This is a genomic window from Acidovorax sp. 69, from assembly GCF_002797445.1.
In the GTDB taxonomy this organism is placed as follows: Bacteria; Pseudomonadota; Gammaproteobacteria; order Burkholderiales; family Burkholderiaceae_C; genus Acidovorax.
In genome coordinates this window covers 4,670,313-4,692,523 of sequence record NZ_PGEP01000001.1, presented here as the reverse complement: position 1 = coordinate 4,692,523, position 22,211 = coordinate 4,670,313, and the positions used below count along the sequence as shown (strand labels likewise).

The following is a 22,211-nucleotide window of genomic DNA, read 5'->3' as shown; positions in this document are numbered from 1 at the left end:
AGAGAGAAGAGTTGTCCGATGGCCGCAGAAGCGCACGCTCCGACTGCAAGTGAATACATCGTTCACCACCTGCAGCATCTTCAAAACATCAACCAGACCAAGATTGTTGACTTCACTGTCATCAACTATGACTCCATCATCGTGGGTTTGGTTCTGGGTGCTCTCACCCTTTTGATCCTGTGGTCAGCTGCCCGTAAGGCGACGTCTGGCGTGCCCGGTCGCTTTCAGGCGGCTGTCGAGATGTTGGTCGAAATGGTGGACAACCAGGCCAAGGCCAACATCCACAACGCCGAGAGCCGCAAATTCATTGCGCCCCTGGGTTTGACGGTGTTTGTTTGGATTTTCCTGATGAACTTCATGGACATGTTGCCAGTGGACCTGCTGCCCGCCGTCTGGGCGCAGATCTATGGCGCTGCTGGCCATGACCCTCACCACGCCTATCTGCGCGTCGTGCCCACGGCCGACCTGTCCACCACCCTGGGCTTGGCGTTTGCTATTCTGATCCTGCGCTTTTGGTACAGCGTCAAGATCAAGGGCGCCGGTGGTTGGGCGCACGAATTGGTGTCGGCACCTTTCGGCACCAGCAAGAATCCCATCTTCGCCCTGATCCTGGGCGTGATCAACCTGCTGATGCAGGTCATTGAATATGTCGCCAACACCGTATCGCATGGCATGCGGTTGTTCGGCAACATGTACGCCGGCGAACTGGTGTTCATGCTGATCGCCCTGATGGGTGGTGCGGCGGCACTGTCGCTGTCGGGTGTGCTGCTGCCTGTGGGCCATATCATTGCTGGCACCATCTGGACGCTGTTCCACATTCTGGTGATTTCGCTGCAAGCCTTCATCTTCATGATGCTTGCGCTGATCTACCTCGGTCAGGCGCACAACGCGCACTAACGGTTCCCTTTCGTTTCTCTTTCCTTTTTAACCTTTCTTTTTTTAACTCAGGAGTCATCATGGAAAACATTCTCGGTCTCGTCGCTCTGGCTTGTGGTCTGATCGTTGGCCTCGGCGCTATCGGCGCTTCCATCGGTATCGCACTGATGGGTGGCAAGTTCCTCGAATCGTCGGCACGTCAGCCTGAGCTGATCAACGAACTGCAAACCAAGATGTTCATCTTGGCCGGTCTGATTGACGCTGCGTTCCTGATCGGTGTTGCTATCGCTCTGCTGTTCGCATTCGCCAACCCCTTCGTTTCCACGTTCTTGGTCAACCTGCCCAAGTAATTCCCGTTCAACGCCACTCTAGAAAGGTGTTGCCGTGAGTATCAATGCGACCCTGTTCGTTCAGGCCATCGTTTTCCTGATCTTGGTGTGGTTCACGATGAAGTTCGTGTGGCCCCCGATCGCGAAGGCGTTGGATGAGCGAGCCCAGAAAATCGCCGATGGCCTCGCAGCTGCCGACCGTGCCAAATCCGAATTGACTGCTGCTAACCAGCGCGTCGAAAAGGAACTGTCACAGGCGCGCAACGAAACGGCCTCGCGTCTTGCGGACGCCGACCGTCGTGCCCAGGCCATCGTTGAAGAAGCCAAGGCCCGCGCCAGCGAGGAAGGCAACAAGATTGTTGCTGCTGCCCGTGCCGAGGCCGAGCAGCAGGCAGTCCAAGCCCGCGAAGCCCTGCGTGAGCAGGTGGCAGCGCTGGCCGTCAAGGGTGCTGAGCAGATTCTCCGCAAGGAAGTCAATGCTGGCGTCCATGCCGACCTGCTCAACCGCCTGAAGACCGAGCTGTAAGGGAATACATATGGCTGAACTCGCCACCATTGCCCGCCCTTACGCCGAAGCCTTGTTCAAGGCCGTTACGGCTGGCGTGGGCGTCGATCTGGGCAGCACCGCTGCCTGGGTGGACGAACTGGCGGCGATTGCCGCCAACCCTCAGCTGCGCCAGCTGGCGGACAGCCCCAAGGTGACGGCAGACCAGGTGTTTGCCTTGTTCACCGGGGTTGCCCGTTCGGCACTGCCCGACATGGCCAAAAACTTCCTGCGCACAGTCATTGATAACGGACGCATTGATGCGCTCCCGGAAGTGGCGTCGCAGTTTCGTGCCCTCGTGAATCGTCGCAACGGGTCTTCGGATGCCGTGGTGCACAGTGCCTTTCCCATGGACAGTGCTGCACTATCCGAGGTCAGCGCAGCGCTGGAAAAGCGCTTCGGCCGCAAGCTCAATCTCGTCGTTCAGCAGGACGAATCCTTGATTGGCGGCATTCGCGTAGTGGTGGGTGACGAGGTGCTGGACACTTCGGTCAAGGCCCGTCTTGAACAAATGAAAGCGGCCCTCACCGCGTAACGCGCGGCGAGGACAGCGAACCAAAGAAAGAAGGAAAGAGTCATGCAACTCAATCCCGCAGAAATTTCTGAACTCATCAAGAGCCGCATCGAAGGTCTGGCTGCCAGCAGCGATATCCGCAATCAGGGCACCGTGGTGTCCGTGTCCGACGGTATCGTGCGCGTGCACGGCCTGTCGGACGTGATGGCCGGCGAAATGCTGGAGTTCCCCGCCACCAAGGACGGTCAGCCCTCCTTCGGCCTGGCCCTGAACCTCGAGCGCGACTCCGTCGGCGCCGTGATTCTGGGTGAGTACGAGCACATCTCCGAAGGCGACACCGTCAAGTGCACGGGCCGCATTCTGGAAGTGCCGGTTGGCCCCGAGCTGATCGGCCGCGTGGTGAACGCCCTGGGCCAGCCTATCGACGGCAAGGGCCCCATCAACGCCAAGCTCACCGACGTGATCGAAAAGGTCGCTCCGGGCGTGATCGCCCGTAAATCGGTGGACCAGCCCCTGCAAACCGGCCTGAAGTCCATCGACTCCATGGTGCCTGTGGGCCGTGGCCAGCGCGAGCTGATCATTGGTGACCGTCAGACCGGCAAGACCGCCGTGGCTATCGACGCCATCATTGCCCAGAAGGGCCAAGGCGTGTCCTGCATCTACGTCGCCATCGGTCAGAAGGCTTCGTCGATCAAGAACGTGGTGCGCGCGCTGGAACAAGCCGGTGCCATGGAGTACACGATCGTGGTGGCCGCATCGGCTTCCGAATCGGCTGCCATGCAGTACGTGTCGGCCTACTCGGGCTGCACGATGGGCGAATACTTCCGCGACCGTGGCCAAGACGCCCTGATCGTGTATGACGACCTGTCCAAGCAAGCGGTTGCTTATCGCCAAGTGTCGCTGCTGTTGCGCCGCCCACCAGGCCGCGAAGCCTACCCTGGCGACGTGTTCTATCTCCACAGCCGCCTGCTCGAACGTGCAGCCCGCGTGAACGCCGACTACGTCGAAGCCTTCACCAAGGGTGAAGTCAAGGGGAAGACCGGTTCGCTGACCGCACTGCCCATCATTGAGACGCAAGCCGGCGACGTGTCTGCCTTCGTGCCCACCAACGTGATCTCGATCACGGACGGCCAGATCTTCCTGGAAACCAGCCTGTTCAACGCCGGTATCCGCCCCGCCATCAACGCCGGTATCTCGGTGTCGCGCGTCGGTGGTGCTGCCCAGACCAAGCTGGTGAAGAACCTGTCCGGCGGTATTCGTACCGATCTGGCCCAGTACCGTGAACTGGCTGCGTTCGCGCAGTTCGCTTCCGACCTGGACGAAGCCACCCGCAAGCAGCTGGACCGCGGTGCCCGCGTGACCGAACTGCTCAAGCAGGCACAGTACAGCCCCCTGTCCATCTCGCTGATGGGCGCGACGCTGTTCGCTGTGAACAAGGGCTTCATGGACGACATCGATGTCAAGAAGGTTCTCGACTTCGAACACGGCCTGCACCAGTTCCTGAAGACCAGCCACGCCGCACTGCTGGCCAAGCTGGAACAGGCCAAGGCCATGGACAAGGACGCTGAGGCCGAATTGACCGCTGCTGTTGCCGCGTTCAAGAAGTCGTTCGCTTAAACCGGACGAGGAGCCATCATGGCAGCAGGCAAGGAAATACGCGGCAAGATCAAATCGGTGGAAAACACCAAGAAGATCACCAAAGCCATGGAGATGGTGGCTGCATCCAAAATGCGCAAGGCGCAGGAACGGATGCGGGCTGCCCGCCCTTACAGCGAGAAGATTCGCAACATTGCAGCCAACCTCGGCCACGCCAATCCAGAATATGTGCATCCGTTCATGAAAGTGAACGATGCCAAGACGGCCGGCGTGATTGTGGTGACGACCGACAAGGGCCTGTGCGGTGGCATGAACACCAACGTACTGCGCATCGTGACGGCCAAGCTGCGTGAACTGCAAGGCGCTGGCGTGTCCACTGAAGCGGTTGCCATTGGCAACAAGGGCTTGGGCTTCCTGAACCGTGTGGGCGCCAAGGTGGTTTCGCACGTGACGGGGCTGGGCGACACGCCCCACCTGGACAAGCTGATCGGCCCCGTCAAGGTGCTGCTCGATGCATACGCTGAAGGCAAGATCAATGCGGTGTACCTCTCGTACACCAAGTTCATCAACACCATGAAGCAGGAATCGGTGGTGGAGCAACTGCTTCCCCTGTCGTCCGCTCAAATGCAGGCTGAAAAGACCGAGCATGGCTGGGACTACATCTACGAGCCCGATGCACAGACCGTGATCGACGATCTGCTGGTCCGCTATGTCGAGTCCCTGATTTACCAGGCGGTTGCGGAAAACATGGCGTCCGAGCAGTCGGCGCGCATGGTGGCCATGAAGGCCGCCACCGACAACGCCGGCAGCGTCATTGGCGAGTTGAAGCTGGTCTACAACAAGACGCGCCAGGCAGCGATCACGAAAGAACTTTCGGAAATCGTGGCTGGCGCCGCTGCTGTGTAAGCAGCTCAACCAACATCTAAATTGGAGCGAAAAATGGCTCAAGTGCAAGGCAAGATTGTTCAATGTATCGGCGCTGTGGTGGACGTTGAGTTCCCACGCGACCAGATGCCCAAGATTTACGACGCTCTGAAGCTCGAAGGCACGACGCTGACGCTGGAAGTGCAGCAGCAGCTGGGTGACGGCGTGGTGCGTACGATTGCCCTGGGCTCGTCCGACGGCCTGCGCCGCGGCATCATGGTGACCAACACCGGCAACGCGATCACTGTGCCTGTGGGCAAGGCGACGCTGGGCCGCATCATGGACGTGCTGGGTGCGCCCATCGACGAACGTGGTCCTGTCAGCCAGGAACTGACGGCATCCATTCACCGCAAGGCCCCTGCGTACGACGAACTGTCGCCATCGCAAGAGCTGCTGGAAACCGGCATCAAGGTGATCGACCTGGTCTGCCCGTTCGCCAAGGGCGGCAAGGTGGGCCTGTTCGGTGGCGCCGGCGTGGGCAAGACCGTGAACATGATGGAACTCATCAACAACATCGCTAAGGCCCACTCGGGTCTGTCGGTGTTCGCTGGTGTGGGCGAGCGTACCCGTGAAGGGAACGACTTCTATCACGAAATGGCCGATTCCGGCGTGGTGAACCTGGAGAAACTCGAAGAGTCCAAGGTTGCCATGGTGTACGGCCAGATGAACGAGCCCCCAGGCAACCGTCTGCGCGTGGCGCTGACTGGCCTGACCATCGCCGAGTCCTTCCGTGACGAAGGCCGTGACGTGCTGTTCTTCGTGGACAACATCTACCGCTACACACTGGCCGGTACCGAAGTGTCCGCTCTGCTGGGTCGTATGCCTTCCGCTGTGGGCTACCAGCCTACGCTGGCCGAAGAAATGGGCCGTCTGCAAGAGCGTATCACCTCGACCAAGGTGGGTTCGATCACGTCCATCCAGGCCGTTTACGTGCCCGCCGATGACTTGACCGATCCTTCGCCTGCCACGACCTTTGCCCACTTGGACTCCACCGTGGTGCTGTCGCGTGACATCGCTTCGCTGGGTATCTACCCTGCCGTGGATCCTCTGGACTCCACCAGCCGCCAGCTGGACCCGAACGTTGTGGGCGAAGACCACTACGCCACGGCCCGCGCGGTGCAAGGCACGCTGCAACGCTACAAGGAACTGCGCGACATCATCGCCATTCTGGGCATGGATGAACTGGCTCCTGACGATAAGCTGGCCGTGGCCCGCGCGCGCAAGATTCAGCGTTTCCTGTCGCAGCCTTTCCATGTGGCCGAAGTGTTCACGGGCTCGCCAGGCAAGTACGTTCCCCTGTCGGAAACCATCCGTGGTTTCAAGATGATTGTGGCTGGCGAATGCGACCACCTGCCGGAACAAGCGTTCTACATGGTCGGTACCATCGACGAAGCTTTCGAAAAGGCCAAGAAGGTGGCCTGATTGCCCGGCGGCTGAGCAGCCCTGAAAGGCGGCTCAGCCAACATGCGCAATCGAGCAACCCCTCTTTCTTTTCCTAGGAGCAATGATGAACACCATCCATGTTGATGTGGTCAGTGCCGAAGAGTCCATCTTCTCCGGTGAAGCACGCTTTGTCGCGCTGCCTGGTGAATCTGGCGAACTGGGCATCTTTCCCCGCCACACCCCGCTGATCACCCGTATCAAGCCGGGCTCGGTGCGCATCGAAATGGCCGACGGTCGCGAAGAATTCGTGTTCGTGGCCGGTGGCATTCTGGAAGTGCAACCCAACTGCGTGACCGTGCTGTCCGACACCGCCATCCGTGGCAAAGATCTGGACGACGAGAAGGCCAACGCCGCCAAGGCATCGGCCGAAGAAGCGCTCAAAAACGCCAAGAGCGAGATCGATTTGGCCAAGGCCCAATCTGAGCTGGCTGTCATGGCCGCCCAAATCGCTGCGCTGCGCAAGTTCCGGCAGAAGAAATAAGCCCAGAAGGCTTTTCTGCAATAAAAAACCCGGCATAGCCGGGTTTTTTCATGGCATCACGGATCGTGATGTGGGGCAGATGGGCATATGTGTCCAGCGCTGCCTTGTGACTACCTGCTTTTGGCGCAGCCAGGAGAGCGTAGAAGAGCTCTCGATGTGAGGAGCGGGCATTTGTGCTGGTGGCGATGATCTTCTTGCTCTCATCAACTTGGTAGCCCAGCGAAAAAGGCCGGGGCCCCTTGTGGGGCCCCGGCCTTTTGCATTTGCACTTCGCCAGCCCCCATGCATCGCATGCGGGCCCTGGAAATTACATGGCGCTGAATTCGCCCGAAGGGATCTGACCGGTGCGCACAGCTTCTGCAGCCTGGGCACGCACCGCAGCGCGGTCAGCCGTGGACTTGTAAGTCACGACACGCGAGCCAGCGGGCTCGATGGAACGGGTCTGTGCCACGGTAGCGGCTTCAGCAGCCACTTCAGCGCGGGTGCGGCTGGTTTCAAACTTGGTGGCAAATTGCGAAGCATCGGCTTCGTCGGCCTGTGCACCAAAAGAAGCGAAAGCGGCCACAGCGGCGATAGACAGGAAACGGGCAGTCTTGTTCATGGTGAAACTCCAGTGAAATTCAAAAAATGGGGGTGAGGTACTGACAAATACGCAAACAGGGGAACAGCGGATTCAAAAAGAATCAACCGCGCTCGCCCGAAGGGATCTGGCCAGTACGCACAGCGTCAGCAGCCTGGGCACGCACCGCAGCGCGGTCAGCCGTGGACTTGTAAGTCACGACACGCGAGCCAGCAGGCTCGATGGAACGGGTCTGGGCCACTGTAGCGGCTTCAGCAGCCACTTCAGCGCGGGTGCGGTTGGTTTCAAACTTGGTGGAAAATTGCGAAGCATCGGCTTCGTCGGCCTGGGCACCAAAAGAAGCGAAAGCGGCGACAGCGGCGATGGAGAGGAAACGTGCGGTGTTGTTCATGATGAAAATCCTTGAAGTTAAAAAAGCGGCTCAATCAAACCGGAACGGCTGCAAAACAAAGAAGGGCTGCTGAACCGGGTTCGGTGAGTCGCCTTGCGGGTTCGGCTCATCGATGGGTTGAACTGTACGCCGATGGTGTTCAGAGAAAAACCACCGGGTCGCGAACTAACTGTTCCAGTATTGGAAACAATGAAAGGCGTCTTGGGCGACGGACCACCGTTGTCTTGGTACGTTTTGGGTGAATCCTGGCCTGCACACAGGTAAACCCTGGTGCCGATTTGGGACGACGAGTTCGTCGGTCCCACGCGCACGAGCCCATGTGGCGTGACCCGTGTGGGGCTATCCAGCCGGGCGCGAGCGGCCAGGATCAAGAAGACAGGGCGTGAGGGTGAGGGGCGCGAGATCGCCCTGCTACCGGCGGGCAAGGGCCCCGGAACGCGCCCTACTGGGCGATGGGTCCATCTGGAAGTTCGTTGACATGGGGTGTATCTTCCGTGCGCGGAAAATGTGCCACCAAGCGGGATGAGATGGCTTCAATGGCTTGGGCGAGGCCGTCTTCGTACTGCAACTTCTGAAAATGAGCCGCCATTTGCAGTGCGACGGACTGCCACTCTTGGGGTGCCACGTAGCGATGGACACCTCTGTCAGCGACGATCTCAATGGCGCGTTCGGGCATCAGCAGGTAGATCAGAACCCCATTGTTGCGCTCGGTATCCCACACCCTGTATTTGCTGAACAGCATGAGTGCACGCTCGCGTGCGCTGGCGTGGCGCCGCAGATAGCTCCAGGGCAGGCTGGCCTCTGTGATGATCCGAATTTGCCCGGTGTGGCGCTGCTCACTGGCGCTAACGCGGGCGCCCAAACGTTGCAATGCCTCAGGGGGGAGGGCGCGGCGCGCTTGCGACTCCGCAAAGCGATGGTGCAGCAGCCGAAGAATGGCGCCAATCAGCGTGCGGTGTTTGTTGGTTGTGTCCATTACCAGTCTCCTGACGCGCCGCCACCACCAAAGTCACCGCCGCCGCCGGAGCTGAATCCGCCGCCATCACTGCTGCTGCCCGAACCACCGCCGCCGCCACCCCACCCGCCTGAGATGCCTCCATTGCCCAGCGCAATGGGACTTCCGCTGCCGCCGAAAATCCAGGTGTAGAGCAGTGCGATCACGCCTGCGCCACCCGACAGCAGTAGGCTGGAGGTGAACACAAAAGCCAATGCACCGACGCCACCGCCCACAAGCAACCCGCCCAATCCTCTGCCCAAAAGGCTGCGCGCCAAGGGGCCTGCCACCATCACGCCAAAGAACAGGAAGATGGCGAAATCGGTCCAGTCGAAGAGGTTGCGGTCACTGCTTTTGCGAGCGGGCGTTTCGCTGTCGGGCAGCGGCAGCGCTTCACCGGCGATGTGGGCTGCAAGCTGCGTGACCGCGGCGCTCAGTCCCCCGGCATAGTCGTTTTGCCGAAACCGCGGTTTCATCACTCCGTCGATGATGCGGGCCGCTGCGATGTCGGGAATGGCGCCTTCCAGAGCCTTGGCCACTTCAATGCGCATCTTGCGGTCGTCTTTGGCCACCACCACCAGCACACCATCTCCCACATCGCGCCGACCAATCTTCCACTGGTTCCCCACGCGATTGGCATAGGCTGCAATGTCTTCGGGTGCCGTGGTTGCGAGCATCACCACCACCAATTGGGAGCCGCGTGCCTGTTCGAGCGCGAGCAACTGCGACTCCAGCGCCTCTTTGTCCGCCGCGCTGAGTGTGCCGGTCTGGTCGATGACGTGGCCGGTGAGTGCGGGCACGGGTTGCAGTGCGCCTTGGGCAGACGCATTCCAGGGCGCAATTGCTATCAAAAAAATAGCTAACAGTGCAGAACGAATAAGCGCAAGAGGCATATTTCCCTTGAAACCAGGAGGTGTCCGAAACTCCAACTATGGCTTTGGTTTGGAGGCAGAGAAGTCCACGGTGGGAGGGGCTGAGATTTGCGCCTCATTGGCCACGGCGAAGCTGGACTTGGGGGCGTAGCTGAAGGCCATGGCGGTGAGATTGGTGGGAAAGCTGCGCGCGAGCACGTTGTACTCCTGCACCGTCTGTATGTAGCGATTGCGTGCCACGGTGATGCGGTTTTCGGTGCCCTCCAGCGTGACACGCAGGTCACGAAAGCCCTGGTTGGCTTGCAAGGTGGGATAGCGCTCGGACACCACCATGAGGCGTGACAAGGCCCCCGACAGCTCGCCTTGCGCCTGCTGAAATTTGTTGAAGGCCTCGGGGTTGTTCAGGGTCTCGGGCGTGACCTGGATGGCGGTTGCCTTGGCGCGGGCTTCCACCACGCGGGTGAGGGTCTCCTGTTCGAAATTGGCCTCGCCCTTGACGGTGGCCACGATGTTGGGCACCAGGTCGGCACGGCGTTGGTACTGGTTGAGCACCTCGCTCCAAGCCGCCTTGGATTGTTCGTCCAGGCGCTGGAAGTCGTTGTAGCCACAACCGCTGAGAGCCAGTGTGGCGGCAAGCAGTGCACAAAAAGCGAGGAGACGTTTCATCATCATGGTGGTGTCCGCCGAAAAGGGAGATGGGGCGAATGTGCCAGAAATCTGTGAATGCAGGGATTCTGCGGCAAGCCTTGCCATCGGGCCTGACCGAAAACCGGGCGGCGACCAGGGACCGTGCGAGCAACGCACAATAGCGGCTTAGACGCCCTCGCCATCAAGTGACCCCTTCACCCAACCCCTGAACACGACCATGCCCCGCGCCCGATCAAGAGCAGTCACCCTCGGTGGCTCTTCGGATGACACCGAATCCGCGTTCTACGAAGCCTTGCAGCGTGGTGACATCGAATTGCTGATGTCGTGCTGGGCGGAGGACGACGAGATCGTCTGTGTGCACCCCGGCGGGTCACGCCTGCTCGGCCCAGGCGCTATCCGGGCGGCATTTGAAGCCATGTTTTCCAATGGCGCGGTGCGCGCGCGACCCGTTCAGGTACACCGCATCGTGGCGTTGTCGAGTGCTGTCCACAGCGTTGCGGAGCAGGTCGAAGTCATGCTGCCGGATGGTTTGCACCAGGCCGTGGTGCTGGCTACCAACGTCTACCACAAGACCCCGGAGGGCTGGCGCATGGTGGCTCACCACGCCAGCCCGGGCGGTGCGCCGGACGCGCAGGTGGCGGATACACAGCGGCCCGTGCTGCACTGATGTGGTGGCCTTGGATATTTGATCATTTTGCCCTCTAGCGCAATCAATACAAGACCCTAATGCTATGAAATATGTAGCACCACGATGGCTGCCTGGAGGGCAGCTTCAGACGATCTGGCCCGCTTTGTACTCGCGCCGCGTGTTGGGCTCGCGGCCTGAGTACCGTCGCGAGCGCTGGGACACCCCGGACGGGGACTTCGTGGATGTGGACTTTTTGCAGAGTGCTCTGGCGCCCGTTGCACCGCAGTCGCCGCAACCGCTGCTGGTGGTTTTTCATGGCCTGGAAGGCTCCTCGCGCAGCCACTACGGCGAGGCGTTTGCAGACCTGGCGCGCGAGCGCGGCTGGGCCTGCGCGCTGCCGCATTTTCGGGGATGTAGCGGGGAGATCAATCGCGCGCCCCGGGCCTACCATTCGGGCGACCATGCCGAGATCGGCTGGATACTGCAACGGCTGAGGGCCACCCACAAGGGCCCGCTGATGGCGGTGGGTGTGTCGCTGGGCGGCAATGCGCTGTTGCGATGGGCCGCCGAAGTGGGTACTGACGCCGCGCGCAGCGCTGATGCTGTGGCGGCCGTTTGCTCGCCCATTGATCTGGCCGCGGGTGGGTATGCCATTGGCCGCGGGTTCAATCGGCAGGTTTACACCCGCATGTTCATGCGAACCCTGGTGCCCAAGGCCCTGCAGAAACTGGCGCAGCACCCAGGCTTGTTTGACCGCCGAGCACTGATGGCGGCTCGGGATCTGTACGCCTTTGACAATGTGTTCACGGCCCCCCTTCACGGATACCGGAACACAGAGGACTACTGGCTGCGGGCATCGGCCAAGCCCTTGTTGCATCGCATTGCCATCCCTGCGCTGGTGGTCAATGCCCGCAACGATCCGTTTGTGCCTGCGGCCAGTTTGCCCGGCGCGCACGAGGTGGGGCGGTGTGTCACGCTGTGGCAACCGCAACACGGCGGGCATGTGGGGTTCCCCCACGGGCGGCCGCCGGGGCATGTGCGGGCGATGCCCGATGCCGTGGGGGGGTGGCTCTCGGACCACGCCGGAGCGGCGCCTGCGCAGAGAGGACAATGGGCCCATGGATGACATCGTCAAGCAGGCACTCGCCAAGTGGCCCAACGTCCCGGATTGCTATGGGTGGCTGGGACTGGATGCGCGGGGCCACTGGTATCTGCGCGATGACGCTGCGCAGGCCGCTGGCCCCTTCCCTCGCAGCAAGGGATCGCTGTTGCAGCACGACAAACTCATTGCTTTCATCGAGCGCAACTATGAGTCGGATGCGCAAGGGCGGTGGTTTTTCCAGAACGGCCCCCAGCGCGTGTATGTGGAGCTAGAGGTCACCCCTTGGGTGTGGCGCTTGCACCCAGAGGACTATTCGGCCACCAGCCATACCGGCCGCAAAGCCGTGGTGCGCGATTGCCTGGTGGATGAACGGGGCCTTGTTTACCTTACTTCGGACATCGGTGTGGGCTTGGTGCATACGCTGGACGTGGCCATAGCTGCCGAGGCGGTAGATGCCGGGCATTGGATGCCACAGAGTGTGATCGCCGACGAGATGCCTGCACGTTATGGCTATTGCCGGAGCCCGAGCTGCTCAAGGCCATCGTCCGCCATGCTGCCCGCGCAATAAAAAAAGCCGGTTCTTGCGAGCCGGCTTTTTTGATGGACTACCTTGAAAGGCTGCGCCATGAGGGCGCAGGTCGCAGGGGGCGTTGGTTTACTTGACAGCGGCCGCCATGAACTCTACCGCCGCGCGCAGGTCCGCATCGGATGCTTGCGAGCCGCCACGGGGAGGCATCGCACCCTTGCCCGTCACGGCGCTGCCGTACAGGGCGTCGATGCCCGCTGGCAGCCGTGCGGACCAGGCGGCCTTGTCGCCAAATTTGGGTGCACCTGCCACGCCAGCGGCGTGGCACACCTGGCAAGCCTGCTTGTAAAGGGCTTCTCCGGCGCCCGCACCTGCTGCGGCGGCTACTACGGGCGCGGGGGCGGCTGCTGTTGCTGCAGGCGCGGGTTCGGTCGCAGGGGCAGCAGCCGGAGCGGCTGCTGCGGCGGCACCTGCGGGCGCAGCAGGCTCTGCGAACTTGGCACCAGCAGCGTTGGCCATGTAGACCACAGCGCGAGCGATTTCGGTGTCATTGAAGTCGCCACCACCTTGCGGGGCCATTGCTCCCTTGCCCTTCAGGGCAGACTGAACCAGGGCCTCAAAGCCGGTGCCAATGCGTGCGGACCAGGCGGCTGCGTCGCCAAACTTGGGAGCACCCGCCGCGCCGGAAGCGTGGCAAGCCGAGCATTGGGCCTTGAACACGTCTTCGCCGCTCTTGAGTGGGCGGTTGGCATCGCGGACTTCCACCATGCCAATTTTCTGAATGCGCTCTGCAATGGCTTTTTCGGGATTGGCAGCACCCGCAGCGGGCTTGTCAGCCGACGTCACATAAAGGACCAAGCCAATGATGGCAAAGATCGGAATCACAAACGAGAAAAGTACCGCGATCAGCAACTGCTTGGGGTTTTTGATCGGGCCGGTATGGGCTTCTTCGTGGTGGTTGTCGCTCATGTCGTCCTCAGGTGTATCGGGGGCTTTGATGTAATCAACCTTAAATTATATCTGCGGGGCTGGCTTATCCCGCGCCTTGAGAAACAACAAGCGCCGCACGCAAGGCTGTGTGCGGCGCTCTGGTGTTGCTGGTTGCGGCTTCCGCCACACCGCCCCGACGCATCAGGAAGGGGTCTTGGCGCCAGCTTGAGTGGCGCCGCCTCCCAGGGCCTTGTAGAGCGCTACCTGGTTTTGCAATTGGGCCAGTCGCACCTGCACCACAGCCTGTTGGGTGGTAAACAGCGAGCGCTGAGCGTCCAGGAGGTCCAGGTAGCTGGCCACACCGTTGCTGTAACGCAGGTCGGCCAAACGCAGGCGTGCGGCTTCTGCTGTCGCTTGGTCTTGCTGGGCCTGAGCCTGTTCACCCAGCGTGGCCTGGCCTGCCAGGGCGTCGGACACCTCACGGAACGCCGTCTGAATGGCTTTCTCGTACTGGGCAACCGCAATGCCCCGGCTGGCTTCGGATATCTCCAGATTGGCCTGGTTGCGGCCGGCGTCAAACAGCGGCAGCAGCAGAGATGGCGCGATCGAGAACCCCCACGATCCGCTCTTGAACAAGCCCGACAAGTCGCCACTGGCCGTACCGGCCTGGGCGGTCAGCGAGATGCGTGGGAAGAAGGCGGCCCGCGCTGCGCCGATGTTGGCATTGGCTGCGATCAATTGCTGTTCTGCCTGCCGGATGTCGGGGCGGAGCGTCAGCAAGTCGGAGGGCAGGCCTGCAGGCAGTGGCGCCATGACGGAGGCATCGACGAGCTTGCTTCCGGTCAGTCCGGCGCGGATGTCGTCGGGCAGCGCCTGGCCCAACAGCAAGCCCAGTGCGTTTTCATCCAGCGCACGTTGGCGCTTTTGTTGTGCCAGGGTGGCCCGTGCCGCCTGCGTGAGCGATTCGGCCTGACGGAAGTCGAGTTCTGACGCCACGCCCGCATCGAGCCGCATTTTGGTCAGGCGCACGGATTCATCGCGCGAGGCGAGTGTCTGGCGCGACAGATCCAGCAACTCCTCGTCGGCAAGCAAGGTGAGCCAGCCGTTGGCAACGGCCGCCACCAGGCTGACTTGCGCGGCATTGCGGCCTTCTTCGGTGGCGAGGTACTGGGCCAGTGCCTGCTCCTTGAGGCTGGCAATGCGGCCGAAGAAGTCGATCTCCCAGGCCGATACAGCCAGCCCCACGCTGAACGAGTTGGTCAGGTTGCCGGTCCCTGTGGCAGGGGCGCGGCTGGCATTGGCTCCGAGGCCAACACTGGGGTATGTATCGGCCCGGCGCACTTGGTATGTGGCGCGTGCCTGCTCGATGTTGAGCACGGCTATGCGCAGATCGCGGTTGTTGGCCAGGGCGGTCTCGATCAGTTGGCGCAACCGTGGGTCTGCGAAGTAGTCCTGCCAAGGCGCTGTACCGGTCGTGCCCTGCGCGATAGCCGTGCTGGTCAAAGGGGTTGTGTAGGTGGCGGGCACGGGCGCTGCGGGGCGCTCATAGGTAGGGATGAGCGAGCAGCCTGCCAGCAGCGCTGCCGCGGCCAGGGCGAGGGGGGTGCTGCGGTAATTAATCATGGGTTCCAACTCCTGCTTCTTCTGCGTGGCGGCGGTTCATTTCCTGCTGGCGCGCGCTGCCCTTGAAGAGGCTGCGCACCACTACGAAGAACACCGGCACGAAGAACACGGCGAGCGCTGTGCCCGTGATCATCCCGCCCAGCACACCGGTGCCGATGGCGCGTTGGCTGGCCGAGCCGGCCCCCGATGCGATGGCCAGTGGCAACACCCCCAGCCCGAAGGCCATCGAGGTCATCACGATAGGCCGGAACCGCAGGTGGGCAGCCGCCAGGGCCGACTCGATCACGCCCTTGCCCTGTGCCTGCAGATCCTTGGCGAACTCGATGATCAGGATGGCGTTCTTCGCCGACAGGCCAATGATGGTGATCAGGCCCACCTGGAAGTACACGTCATTGGCATAGCCGCGCAGCAGGGTGGCCAGTAGTACACCCAACACCCCCAGGGGCACCACCAGGATCACGGCGAGCGGGATCGACCAGCTCTCGTACAACGCGGCCAGACACAGGAACACGGCCAGGATGGCGAAGCTGTAAAGGATCAACGATTGCGAACCTGCCAGTTTTTCCTCGCGCGACTGGCCGGTCCATTCGAAGCCGAAACCTGCGGGCAACTGGCCTGCCAGTTTTTCCATCTCGGCCATGGCGGCGCCGGTGCTGAATCCGGGCGCTGGAGAGCCCGAAATCCGCATGGCGGGGTAGCCGTTGTAGCGCACCGTCTGTTGCGCACCGTTGACCCAGCGGGTGGTAGCAAATGCCGAGAGTGGCACCGGCTTGCCCTGGCTGTTGGTGGCGTTGATCTTCAGCAAATCGTCTGGCTGCATGCGTGCGGGGGCATCGGCTTGCACCACCACCCGTTGCAGGCGGCCCTGATTCGGGAAGTCGTTGACATAGCTTGAACCGAGCGCAGTGGACAGCGCCGAGTTGATGGCATCAAACGGCACGCCCAGCGCGTTGGCCTTGTCGCGGTCGATGTCGATCTGCAGCTGGGGTGCGTCTTCCAGTCCGTCGGGGCGCACTTGCGTGAGCACCTTGCTTTGCGATGCCATGCCCAGCAGCTGATTGCGCGCCTTCACCAGGGCTTCGTGCCCAGCCCCTCCGCGGTCCTGCAGGCGGAAGGTGAAGCCGCTGGCGTTACCCAGCTCGGGGATCGGAGGTGGACTGAGCGGGAAAATGAACGCATCGCGGATACCCATCAGCCCGCCGAAGGCGCGGTTGGCAACGTCCTGTGCCGATTGGCCGGGACCATGGCGTTCGCTCCAGTCCTTGAGCGTCACGAAGGCCAGAGCCGCATTCTGCCCCTGGCCTGAGAAGCTGAAGCCCAGCACGCCCACCATGCTTTGCACTTCGGGTTGCTTGAGGATGAAGCCTTCGACCTGTTCCATGACGGCCAGCGTGCGCTCTTGAGTGGCGCCCGGTGGCAGTTGCACGTTGACGATGATGTTGCCCTGGTCTTCGCTGGGCAGGAACGAGGTGGGCAGACGCATGTACACCACGGCCACGGCGCCCACGATGGCGGCGTAGATGACGAGGTAGCGGGCAGCCCGCTTGAGCATGCGTGCGACAAATCCTTCGTAGCCCTTGGCGGTGCGCGAGAAACCACGGTTGAACCAGCCAAAGAAGCCGCGCTTTTCATGGTGGTGGCCTGCCTCCACAGGCTTGAGCAACGTGGCGCACAGAGCGGGCGTGAGCGACAGGGCCATGAAGGCCGAGAAGGCGATTGACGCGACCATCACGGCGGAGAACTGGCGGTAGATGTTGCCAGTGGAACCGGCAAAGAAGGCCAGCGGTACGAACACCGAGATCAGCACCACGGTCACACCAATGATGGCTCCCGAGATCTGACGCATGGCTTTGCGTGTGGCCTCGACCGGGGAAAGACCTTCCTCGCTCATGATGCGCTCGACGTTCTCCACCACCACGATGGCATCGTCCACCACGATACCGATCACCAGCACCATGCCGAACATGGTCAGCACGTTGATCGAGAACCCCAGCGCCAGCAGTGTGGCGAATGTGCCCAGCAGGGCAATCGGCACCACGATGGTTGGGATGATGGTGTAGCGCCAGTTCTGCAGGAACAGGAACATCACCAGGAACACCAGCGCCACCGCTTCGACCAGGGTTTCAGCCACTTGCTTGATGGAGATGTCCACGAAGCGTGAGCTGTCGTAGGGGATGCTCCAGCTCATGCCTTCGGGGAAGTAGCGCGAGAGCTCGTCCATTTTGGCGCGCACGGCTTTCGCCGCTTCCAGCGCATTGCCGCTGGGCGACAGCTGGACGCCGATGCCCACGGCGGGCTTGCCATTCAGGCGCGCGGCAGTGGCATAGGCCTGGCCGCCCAGCTCTACACGTGCCACATCCTTGATGCGCACCGTGGAGCCGTCGGCGTTGGCACGCAGCACGATGTTGCCGAATTGCTCCACGCTGGAGAGCTGGCCGTTGACCACGACGGTCGCCGCAATGCCCTGGCCCGCGATATTGGGCAAATCGCCGATCGTTCCGCTGGCCACCTGCGCGTTTTGGGCACGGATGGCGGCTGTGATTTCGGCGGCTGAGAGGTTGAAACTCACCATCTTGGCGGGGTCGATCCAGATGCGCATAGCACGCTCGGTGCCAAACAGCTGCGCCTGGCCGATGCCTTGCACTCGCTGTAACTCGGGAACGATGTTGCGCGAGGCGTAGTCACCCAGGGCCACCGTGTCGGTCGCCGGATTGGTGGACGAGAGCATGGTGAACAGCAGGAAGTTGGAGCGCGATTTGTCCACCCGAACGCCTTGCTGCGTGACCGCCGATGGCAGGCGCGGTGATGCGCGTGAGAGGCGGTTTTGTACGTCCACCTGAGCCAGGTCCGCATTCGTGCCAGGCTGAAAGCTCAGGGTGATGCTGCCGGACCCGTCCGCTTGCGCGACTGACTCCATGTAGATCAATCCAGGCGAGCCGTTCATCTCGCGTTCGATGACCGACAGCACGCTGTCTTCGAGTGTTTGTGCGGAGGCGCCGGGATAGGCGGCGTTGATGACGATGGACGGTGGCGCTACGGGCGGGTACTGGGCGATCGGTAGCTGCGTGATCGCCACACCGCCCATCACCATGATGAACAGGGCGATGACCCATGCAAAGATGGGGCGGTCGATGAAAAATTTGGCCATGCTGGGGTGCCCCTTATGGCTTGGCTGCCGAGGCAGGCGCTGATGCGGGGGCTGCGGGTGTTGTTGCCGGTGATGCGGCTGCTCCCGGCGCCAGCCATGGAACTGGCTTGACCGGAGTGCCGGGCGGCAGCATTTGCAGCTTTTGGAAGCCGTCGATCATCACTTTTTCACCGGCCTTGAGGCCATCGAGAACGATCCAGCGGTTGTTCTGTGCTGCACTGATCTTGACGGGGCGCGGGGTCACTTTTCCGTCTTCGCCAACAACGCTGACGGTGTCGCCTTGTTGGGTGCGCGTGACGGCCTGCTGTGGCAGGCTGATGGCGTTGCTGGCCTGTGCCTGTTCGATGCGCACGCGCAGATAGAGGCCTGGCAGCAACTCGCCCTTGGGGTTGGGTACTTCGGCGCGCAAGGTGACCTGGCCGGTGGTGGAGTCGACCGACAGGTCGGTGAACAACAGCTTGCCGGCCTGGGCGTACTCCGACCCATCGCTGAGCACAAGCTTCACACTGGCGGCCTCGGCACTGCCTGCACGCTTGAATTGACCGCTTTCCATCGCGCGGCGCAGCTGAAAGACGTCGCTGGCTGACTGGGTGAAGTTCACATACACCGGATTGATTTGCTGCACCACGGCCAATGCCGTGGCTTCTCCTTGTCCGACCAGAGCACCTTCGGTGACCAGCGCCCTGCCAATGCGTCCGGAAATCGGCGAAGTCACGCTGGCATAGCCCAGATTGATGTCCGCCGTACGCACGGATGCCTTGGCGGCTGCTACGTCGGCTTGGGCCTGCTTCTCTGCGGCTTCCGCGTTCACGAAGTCTTGTTTGCTGATCGCATTGGCAATGACCAGTGGGCGGTAGCGTTCGGCCTGGGCGCTGGCCTGTGCAAGGTTGGCCTGCGCTTTGGCCAAGCTGGCACGGGCGCTCTCGGCAGTCGCCGCGTACGGGGCAGGGTCGATGCGGAAGAGGGGTTGCCCCGCTTTCACGTCGCTGCCTTCTTTGAAAAGGCGTTCTTGCAGGATGCCCGCGGCGCGAGCGCGGACTTGGGCAACCCGTGATGCCTCCACTCGGCCGGGCAACTCGGTGATTAGCCCAACGTCTCCGGGCGTCGCTGTGATGACGCCGACTTCAACGGGCGGCATTTGTCCCCCGCCTGCGGCAGCCTTGCCGTCGGTCTTGCTACAGGCACCCAAAAGAACGGTGGCTGCGCTTATGGCTATCAAGGAGAGCGTTCTGCGATAGGAAGTGGCAGAGCTGGCGGGGATGACGGATGGGTCACGCAGTTGGGGCATGAGAGTCCTTCTGATGGGCGTCAAGAAATGGGGTTTTAGGGGATCGGATGCACGCCAGCGGCAGAGCAAAGCAAGAGCCCGACAAAATAAGTGCGCAATTATATACATACAATCATGAATGTATAATTGCAATTGTCGGACGTCTTTGTGCTCAGCATGAAGGCCTGGTGTGGAGAAAAAGGAGGGGCACACAGTTATGGCGCGTCGAACCAAAGAAGATGCGATTGCCACGCGCAGCAGTCTGATTGACGCTGCGGAGCAGGTTTTTTGCGAGAAGGGGGTGTCGCGGGCCTCATTGAGTGACATTGCTCAGGCTGCCGGCGCCACCAGGGGGGCGATCTATTGGCATTTCAAGGACAAGGTAGATCTTTTCAGCGCCATGATGGATCGCGTAACGCTTCCGCTGGAGCGGGGTTTTGGTGAGTTGGAGTGCAGTACTTGTCCTGACCCGGTGGAAAGATTGCGAGCGGTTTTGGCGCTGGTGTTGCATGGGGTTGCCTCTGATGAGCGAACCCGCAGGGTGTTTGAGATTGCGCTCTACAAGGTGGAGTACGTGGGTGAGCTCATCGGTGTGCGTGATCGCCATGTGGCCGCCTCCGAGGGCTTTACGGTTCAGTTAGCCAGCGACTTTGAGCTTGCGGCGCAGGTGCAGCGGATTGTCTTGCCGATGACGCCCGGCGAGGCTGCAGTGGGGTTGCACGCTTTGTTTGATGGGTTGATTCGCAACTGGATATTGAGCGAGGGGGCTTTTGATCTGGTCAAGGTGGGGCGGGTGGGGACGGATGCGTTCTTGCAGGGTTTGGGTTTGTCGTTGCCCTCGGCGGTGGATGGGGTGGAGGGTTACTCTCCTGGCAAGTTGTTGTTGTGATGGTTTGGTGCTATCTGTGGTTGTCTCCATTTGGCATCTGTTGCGTGCGATAATCCAAGGCTGTACCGATGCAGTTCTGCGGCTGTAGCTCAGTGGATAGAGTATTGGCCTCCGAAGCCAAGGGTCGTGGGTTCGATCCCCGCCAGCCGCACCAGCAACGCCCGCTGCCATGGGTGTCGCTATGGATGGGTGGGCCCAGTGGGTTCGCGAATCGATTGAATTTCTTTGAGCTGCGAAAATCGGTGCTATAATTCGAAATTCTCCGGAGGGGTGCCCGAGTGGCTAAAGGGGGCAGACTGTAAATCTGTTGGCTTACGCCTACACTGGTTCGAATCCAGTCCCCTCCACCAATGAGTGAGTAGTGTTGAGAGTGATGTTTGATCTTGCTTTTTTGCGGGGTTGGGCGCGCAGAGGTTTTGGCCGACGCGGGAGTAGTTCAATGGTAGAACCCTAGCCTTCCAAGCTAATGACGCGGGTTCGATTCCCGTCTCCCGCTCCACTGCTTGATTTTGGTTTGTTGAGATAGAAATTTTGAGGTTGCGCAAGCGGCGTCAAGTTGCCCATGTGGCTCAGTGGTAGAGCACTCCCTTGGTAAGGGAGAGGTCGCGGGTCCGATTCCCGCCATGGGCACCACTTTCAGGTGCGTCCGGTTCTGGTTGCGCCGAGATCCTGTTGTATTGATGTAGATTTTTTTCGGAGTCGGAAAAATGGCAAAAGGAAAATTCGAGCGTACCAAGCCCCACGTCAACGTGGGCACGATCGGCCACGTGGACCATGGCAAGACGACGCTGACGGCAGCCATCGCTACCGTGCTGTCCGCCAAGTTCGGCGGCGAAGCCAAGGCATACGACCAGATCGATGCAGCGCCCGAAGAAAAGGCCCGCGGTATCACGATCAACACCGCCCACGTGGAATACGAAACGGCCAACCGCCACTACGCCCATGTGGACTGCCCCGGTCACGCCGACTATGTGAAGAACATGATCACGGGCGCTGCCCAGATGGACGGCGCTATTTTGGTGTGCTCGGCCGCTGACGGCCCTATGCCCCAGACCCGTGAACACATCCTGCTGGCTCGCCAGGTGGGCGTGCCTTACATCATCGTGTTCCTGAACAAGTGCGACATGGTCGACGACGAAGAACTGCTCGAACTCGTCGAAATGGAAGTGCGCGAACTCCTGGACAAATACAGCTTCCCTGGCGACGACACCCCGATCATTCGCGGTTCCGCCAAGCTCGCCCTGGAAGGCGACAAGGGTCCTCTGGGTGAAGAAGCCATCATGAAGCTGGCCGAAGCGCTGGACACCTACATCCCAACGCCAGAGCGCGCTGTGGATGGTGCCTTCCTGATGCCTGTGGAAGACGTGTTCTCGATCTCTGGCCGCGGCACCGTCGTGACAGGTCGTATCGAACGCGGTATTGTCAAGGTCGGCGAAGAAATCGAAATCGTCGGTATCAAGGACACCGTCAAGACCACCTGCACCGGCGTGGAAATGTTCCGCAAGCTGCTCGACCAAGGTCAAGCGGGCGACAACGTTGGCCTGCTGCTGCGCGGCACCAAGCGTGAAGATGTGGAACGCGGCCAAGTGCTGTGCAAGCCAGGTTCGATCAAGCCCCACACCCACTTCACCGCGGAAGTGTATGTGCTGAGCAAGGACGAAGGCGGCCGTCATACGCCCTTCTTCAACAACTATCGCCCTCAGTTCTACTTCCGCACGACCGACGTGACTGGCGCCATCGAGCTGCCAGCCGACAAGGAAATGGTCATGCCTGGTGACAACGTGTCGATCACTGTGAAGCTGATCAACCCCATCGCCATGGAAGAAGGCCTGCGCTTCGCCATTCGCGAAGGTGGTCGTACCGTGGGCGCTGGCGTCGTGGCCAAGATCCTCGCGTAATTGAAAAG

At 61.2% G+C, this 22,211-nt stretch carries 22 protein-coding genes and 4 tRNA genes; 17 read left to right on the top strand and 9 right to left on the bottom strand.

Going from position 1 to position 22,211, the window contains the following annotated elements:
- The first annotated feature begins 18 nt into the window (after nt 1–18).
- The 8 genes from atpB (at nt 19) to CLU85_RS21515 (ending at nt 6,707) form a co-directional block, all read left to right on the top strand.
- Nucleotides 19–897 (top strand): F0F1 ATP synthase subunit A, encoded by an 879-nt coding sequence (gene atpB / locus CLU85_RS21550; protein ID WP_100412071.1) that lies wholly within the window; start codon nt 19–21, stop codon nt 895–897.
- A gap of 59 nt (nt 898–956) precedes the next feature.
- Nucleotides 957–1,226 (top strand): F0F1 ATP synthase subunit C, encoded by a 270-nt coding sequence (atpE, locus tag CLU85_RS21545; RefSeq protein WP_099657604.1) that lies wholly within the window; start codon nt 957–959, stop codon nt 1,224–1,226.
- Nucleotides 1,227–1,260: 34 nt separating this feature from the next.
- Nucleotides 1,261–1,731, top strand: a complete 471-nt coding sequence (locus CLU85_RS21540; protein WP_100412070.1) for a F0F1 ATP synthase subunit B — start codon at nt 1,261–1,263, stop codon at nt 1,729–1,731.
- Nucleotides 1,732–1,741: 10 nt separating this feature from the next.
- On the top strand, nt 1,742–2,284 hold the full coding sequence (locus CLU85_RS21535; RefSeq protein WP_100412069.1) for a F0F1 ATP synthase subunit delta: 543 nt from the start codon (nt 1,742–1,744) through the stop codon (nt 2,282–2,284).
- Nucleotides 2,285–2,326: 42 nt separating this feature from the next.
- Nucleotides 2,327–3,880: a F0F1 ATP synthase subunit alpha gene (gene atpA, locus CLU85_RS21530; RefSeq protein ID WP_100412068.1), complete on the top strand. Its 1,554-nt coding sequence runs from the start codon at nt 2,327–2,329 to the stop codon at nt 3,878–3,880.
- Between the two features lie 18 nt (nt 3,881–3,898).
- Complete coding sequence (gene atpG, locus CLU85_RS21525; RefSeq protein ID WP_100412067.1) at nt 3,899–4,765, top strand: F0F1 ATP synthase subunit gamma; 867 nt, start codon at nt 3,899–3,901, stop codon at nt 4,763–4,765.
- A gap of 33 nt (nt 4,766–4,798) precedes the next feature.
- A complete protein-coding gene (gene atpD / locus CLU85_RS21520; protein WP_100412066.1) occupies nt 4,799–6,205 on the top strand; it encodes a F0F1 ATP synthase subunit beta in 1,407 nt (468 codons plus the stop codon).
- A gap of 85 nt (nt 6,206–6,290) precedes the next feature.
- Nucleotides 6,291–6,707 carry a F0F1 ATP synthase subunit epsilon gene (locus CLU85_RS21515; RefSeq protein WP_100412065.1) on the top strand — a complete coding sequence of 139 codons (417 nt, stop codon included), beginning with the start codon at nt 6,291–6,293 and terminating at the stop codon, nt 6,705–6,707.
- Nucleotides 6,708–7,014: 307 nt separating this feature from the next.
- Here CLU85_RS21515 and CLU85_RS21510 read toward each other — a convergent pair whose 3' ends face one another.
- The 5 genes from CLU85_RS21510 to CLU85_RS21490 all read right to left on the bottom strand — a co-directional run bounded on the left by CLU85_RS21510 (nt 7,015) and on the right by CLU85_RS21490 (nt 10,213).
- Nucleotides 7,015–7,308 carry a DUF4148 domain-containing protein gene (locus tag CLU85_RS21510; protein ID WP_100412064.1) on the bottom strand — a complete coding sequence of 98 codons (294 nt, stop codon included), beginning with the start codon at nt 7,306–7,308 and terminating at the stop codon, nt 7,015–7,017.
- Between the two features lie 82 nt (nt 7,309–7,390).
- The gene (locus tag CLU85_RS21505) at nt 7,391–7,678 is read right to left on the bottom strand and encodes a DUF4148 domain-containing protein (RefSeq protein ID WP_100410583.1); all 288 of its coding nucleotides are present in this window, start codon (nt 7,676–7,678) and stop codon (nt 7,391–7,393) included.
- Between the two features lie 442 nt (nt 7,679–8,120).
- On the bottom strand, nt 8,121–8,654 hold the full coding sequence (locus tag CLU85_RS21500) for a TPM domain-containing protein (RefSeq protein ID WP_100412063.1): 534 nt from the start codon (nt 8,652–8,654) through the stop codon (nt 8,121–8,123).
- Entirely contained in the window at nt 8,654–9,565 is a 912-nt protein-coding gene (locus tag CLU85_RS21495) for a YgcG family protein (protein ID WP_100412062.1), read from the bottom strand. The genes CLU85_RS21500 and CLU85_RS21495 overlap by 1 nt, the downstream gene beginning before the upstream one ends.
- A 36-nt stretch (nt 9,566–9,601) precedes the next feature.
- Complete coding sequence (locus CLU85_RS21490) at nt 9,602–10,213, bottom strand: LemA family protein (protein WP_369858326.1); 612 nt, start codon at nt 10,211–10,213, stop codon at nt 9,602–9,604.
- Between the two features lie 196 nt (nt 10,214–10,409).
- Between CLU85_RS21490 and CLU85_RS21485 the strand changes: the two genes are divergently transcribed.
- The 3 genes from CLU85_RS21485 (at nt 10,410) to CLU85_RS21475 (ending at nt 12,490) form a co-directional block, all read left to right on the top strand.
- The gene (locus CLU85_RS21485; RefSeq protein WP_100412061.1) at nt 10,410–10,859 is read left to right on the top strand and encodes a nuclear transport factor 2 family protein; all 450 of its coding nucleotides are present in this window, start codon (nt 10,410–10,412) and stop codon (nt 10,857–10,859) included.
- A 64-nt stretch (nt 10,860–10,923) separates the two neighbouring features.
- Nucleotides 10,924–11,946, top strand: a complete 1,023-nt coding sequence (locus CLU85_RS21480; protein WP_100412060.1) for a YheT family hydrolase — start codon at nt 10,924–10,926, stop codon at nt 11,944–11,946.
- A complete protein-coding gene (locus tag CLU85_RS21475) occupies nt 11,939–12,490 on the top strand; it encodes a DUF2946 family protein (protein WP_100412059.1) in 552 nt (183 codons plus the stop codon). Before CLU85_RS21480 ends, CLU85_RS21475 begins: the two co-directional genes overlap by 8 nt.
- Before the next feature lie 87 nt (nt 12,491–12,577).
- Here CLU85_RS21475 and CLU85_RS21470 read toward each other — a convergent pair whose 3' ends face one another.
- The 4 genes from CLU85_RS21470 to CLU85_RS21455 form a co-directional block, all read right to left on the bottom strand.
- A complete protein-coding gene (locus CLU85_RS21470; RefSeq protein WP_100412058.1) occupies nt 12,578–13,417 on the bottom strand; it encodes a cytochrome c5 family protein in 840 nt (279 codons plus the stop codon).
- A 162-nt stretch (nt 13,418–13,579) separates the two neighbouring features.
- Entirely contained in the window at nt 13,580–15,001 is a 1,422-nt protein-coding gene (locus tag CLU85_RS21465; RefSeq protein WP_100412057.1) for an efflux transporter outer membrane subunit, read from the bottom strand.
- Nucleotides 14,994–18,149 (bottom strand): efflux RND transporter permease subunit, encoded by a 3,156-nt coding sequence (locus tag CLU85_RS21460; RefSeq protein WP_100412056.1) that lies wholly within the window; start codon nt 18,147–18,149, stop codon nt 14,994–14,996. Before CLU85_RS21460 ends, CLU85_RS21465 begins: the two co-directional genes overlap by 8 nt.
- A 13-nt stretch (nt 18,150–18,162) precedes the next feature.
- Nucleotides 18,163–19,437 carry an efflux RND transporter periplasmic adaptor subunit gene (locus CLU85_RS21455; RefSeq protein ID WP_100412055.1) on the bottom strand — a complete coding sequence of 425 codons (1,275 nt, stop codon included), beginning with the start codon at nt 19,435–19,437 and terminating at the stop codon, nt 18,163–18,165.
- A gap of 196 nt (nt 19,438–19,633) precedes the next feature.
- Here CLU85_RS21455 and CLU85_RS21450 point away from each other — a divergent pair, with 196 nt between their 5' ends.
- From CLU85_RS21450 to tuf, 6 genes are all read left to right on the top strand, one after another.
- Nucleotides 19,634–20,305, top strand: coding sequence for a TetR family transcriptional regulator (locus tag CLU85_RS21450; protein ID WP_100412054.1), 672 nt, complete (start codon nt 19,634–19,636; stop codon nt 20,303–20,305).
- Between the two features lie 78 nt (nt 20,306–20,383).
- Nucleotides 20,384–20,459 (top strand) — tRNA-Arg (locus CLU85_RS21445).
- Between the two features lie 110 nt (nt 20,460–20,569).
- A tRNA-Tyr gene (locus CLU85_RS21440) sits at nt 20,570–20,655 on the top strand.
- 75 nt (nt 20,656–20,730) lie between these two features.
- Nucleotides 20,731–20,804 (top strand) — tRNA-Gly (locus tag CLU85_RS21435).
- Nucleotides 20,805–20,863: 59 nt separating this feature from the next.
- Nucleotides 20,864–20,938: transfer RNA gene (locus CLU85_RS21430), tRNA-Thr, on the top strand.
- Between the two features lie 74 nt (nt 20,939–21,012).
- Nucleotides 21,013–22,203, top strand: a complete 1,191-nt coding sequence (tuf, locus tag CLU85_RS21425; RefSeq protein ID WP_100412053.1) for an elongation factor Tu — start codon at nt 21,013–21,015, stop codon at nt 22,201–22,203.
- The last annotated feature ends 8 nt before the right edge of the window (nt 22,204–22,211 follow it).

What these genes read in the sequence shown, in the direction of transcription:
- atpD (WP_100412066.1), top strand. Translation starts at nt 4,799, where the DNA reads ATGGCTCAAGTGCAAGGCAAGATTGTTCAATGTATCGGCGCTGTGGTG.
- CLU85_RS21465 (WP_100412057.1), bottom strand. Translation starts at nt 15,001, where the DNA reads ATGATTAATTACCGCAGCACCCCCCTCGCCCTGGCCGCGGCAGCGCTG.
- CLU85_RS21470 (WP_100412058.1), bottom strand. Translation starts at nt 13,417, where the DNA reads ATGAGCGACAACCACCACGAAGAAGCCCATACCGGCCCGATCAAAAAC.
- CLU85_RS21500 (WP_100412063.1), bottom strand. Translation starts at nt 8,654, where the DNA reads ATGGACACAACCAACAAACACCGCACGCTGATTGGCGCCATTCTTCGG.
- CLU85_RS21475 (WP_100412059.1), top strand. Translation starts at nt 11,939, where the DNA reads ATGGATGACATCGTCAAGCAGGCACTCGCCAAGTGGCCCAACGTCCCG.
- CLU85_RS21485 (WP_100412061.1), top strand. Translation starts at nt 10,410, where the DNA reads ATGCCCCGCGCCCGATCAAGAGCAGTCACCCTCGGTGGCTCTTCGGAT.
- atpA (WP_100412068.1), top strand. Translation starts at nt 2,327, where the DNA reads ATGCAACTCAATCCCGCAGAAATTTCTGAACTCATCAAGAGCCGCATC.
- tuf (WP_100412053.1), top strand. Translation starts at nt 21,013, where the DNA reads ATGGCAAAAGGAAAATTCGAGCGTACCAAGCCCCACGTCAACGTGGGC.
- CLU85_RS21455 (WP_100412055.1), bottom strand. Translation starts at nt 19,437, where the DNA reads ATGCCCCAACTGCGTGACCCATCCGTCATCCCCGCCAGCTCTGCCACT.
- atpE (WP_099657604.1), top strand. Translation starts at nt 957, where the DNA reads ATGGAAAACATTCTCGGTCTCGTCGCTCTGGCTTGTGGTCTGATCGTT.
- CLU85_RS21490 (WP_369858326.1), bottom strand. Translation starts at nt 10,213, where the DNA reads ATGATGAAACGTCTCCTCGCTTTTTGTGCACTGCTTGCCGCCACACTG.
- CLU85_RS21515 (WP_100412065.1), top strand. Translation starts at nt 6,291, where the DNA reads ATGAACACCATCCATGTTGATGTGGTCAGTGCCGAAGAGTCCATCTTC.
- CLU85_RS21510 (WP_100412064.1), bottom strand. Translation starts at nt 7,308, where the DNA reads ATGAACAAGACTGCCCGTTTCCTGTCTATCGCCGCTGTGGCCGCTTTC.
- CLU85_RS21460 (WP_100412056.1), bottom strand. Translation starts at nt 18,149, where the DNA reads ATGGCCAAATTTTTCATCGACCGCCCCATCTTTGCATGGGTCATCGCC.
- CLU85_RS21495 (WP_100412062.1), bottom strand. Translation starts at nt 9,565, where the DNA reads ATGCCTCTTGCGCTTATTCGTTCTGCACTGTTAGCTATTTTTTTGATA.
- CLU85_RS21535 (WP_100412069.1), top strand. Translation starts at nt 1,742, where the DNA reads ATGGCTGAACTCGCCACCATTGCCCGCCCTTACGCCGAAGCCTTGTTC.
- atpB (WP_100412071.1), top strand. Translation starts at nt 19, where the DNA reads ATGGCCGCAGAAGCGCACGCTCCGACTGCAAGTGAATACATCGTTCAC.
- CLU85_RS21505 (WP_100410583.1), bottom strand. Translation starts at nt 7,678, where the DNA reads ATGAACAACACCGCACGTTTCCTCTCCATCGCCGCTGTCGCCGCTTTC.
- CLU85_RS21450 (WP_100412054.1), top strand. Translation starts at nt 19,634, where the DNA reads ATGGCGCGTCGAACCAAAGAAGATGCGATTGCCACGCGCAGCAGTCTG.
- atpG (WP_100412067.1), top strand. Translation starts at nt 3,899, where the DNA reads ATGGCAGCAGGCAAGGAAATACGCGGCAAGATCAAATCGGTGGAAAAC.
- CLU85_RS21480 (WP_100412060.1), top strand. Translation starts at nt 10,924, where the DNA reads ATGAAATATGTAGCACCACGATGGCTGCCTGGAGGGCAGCTTCAGACG.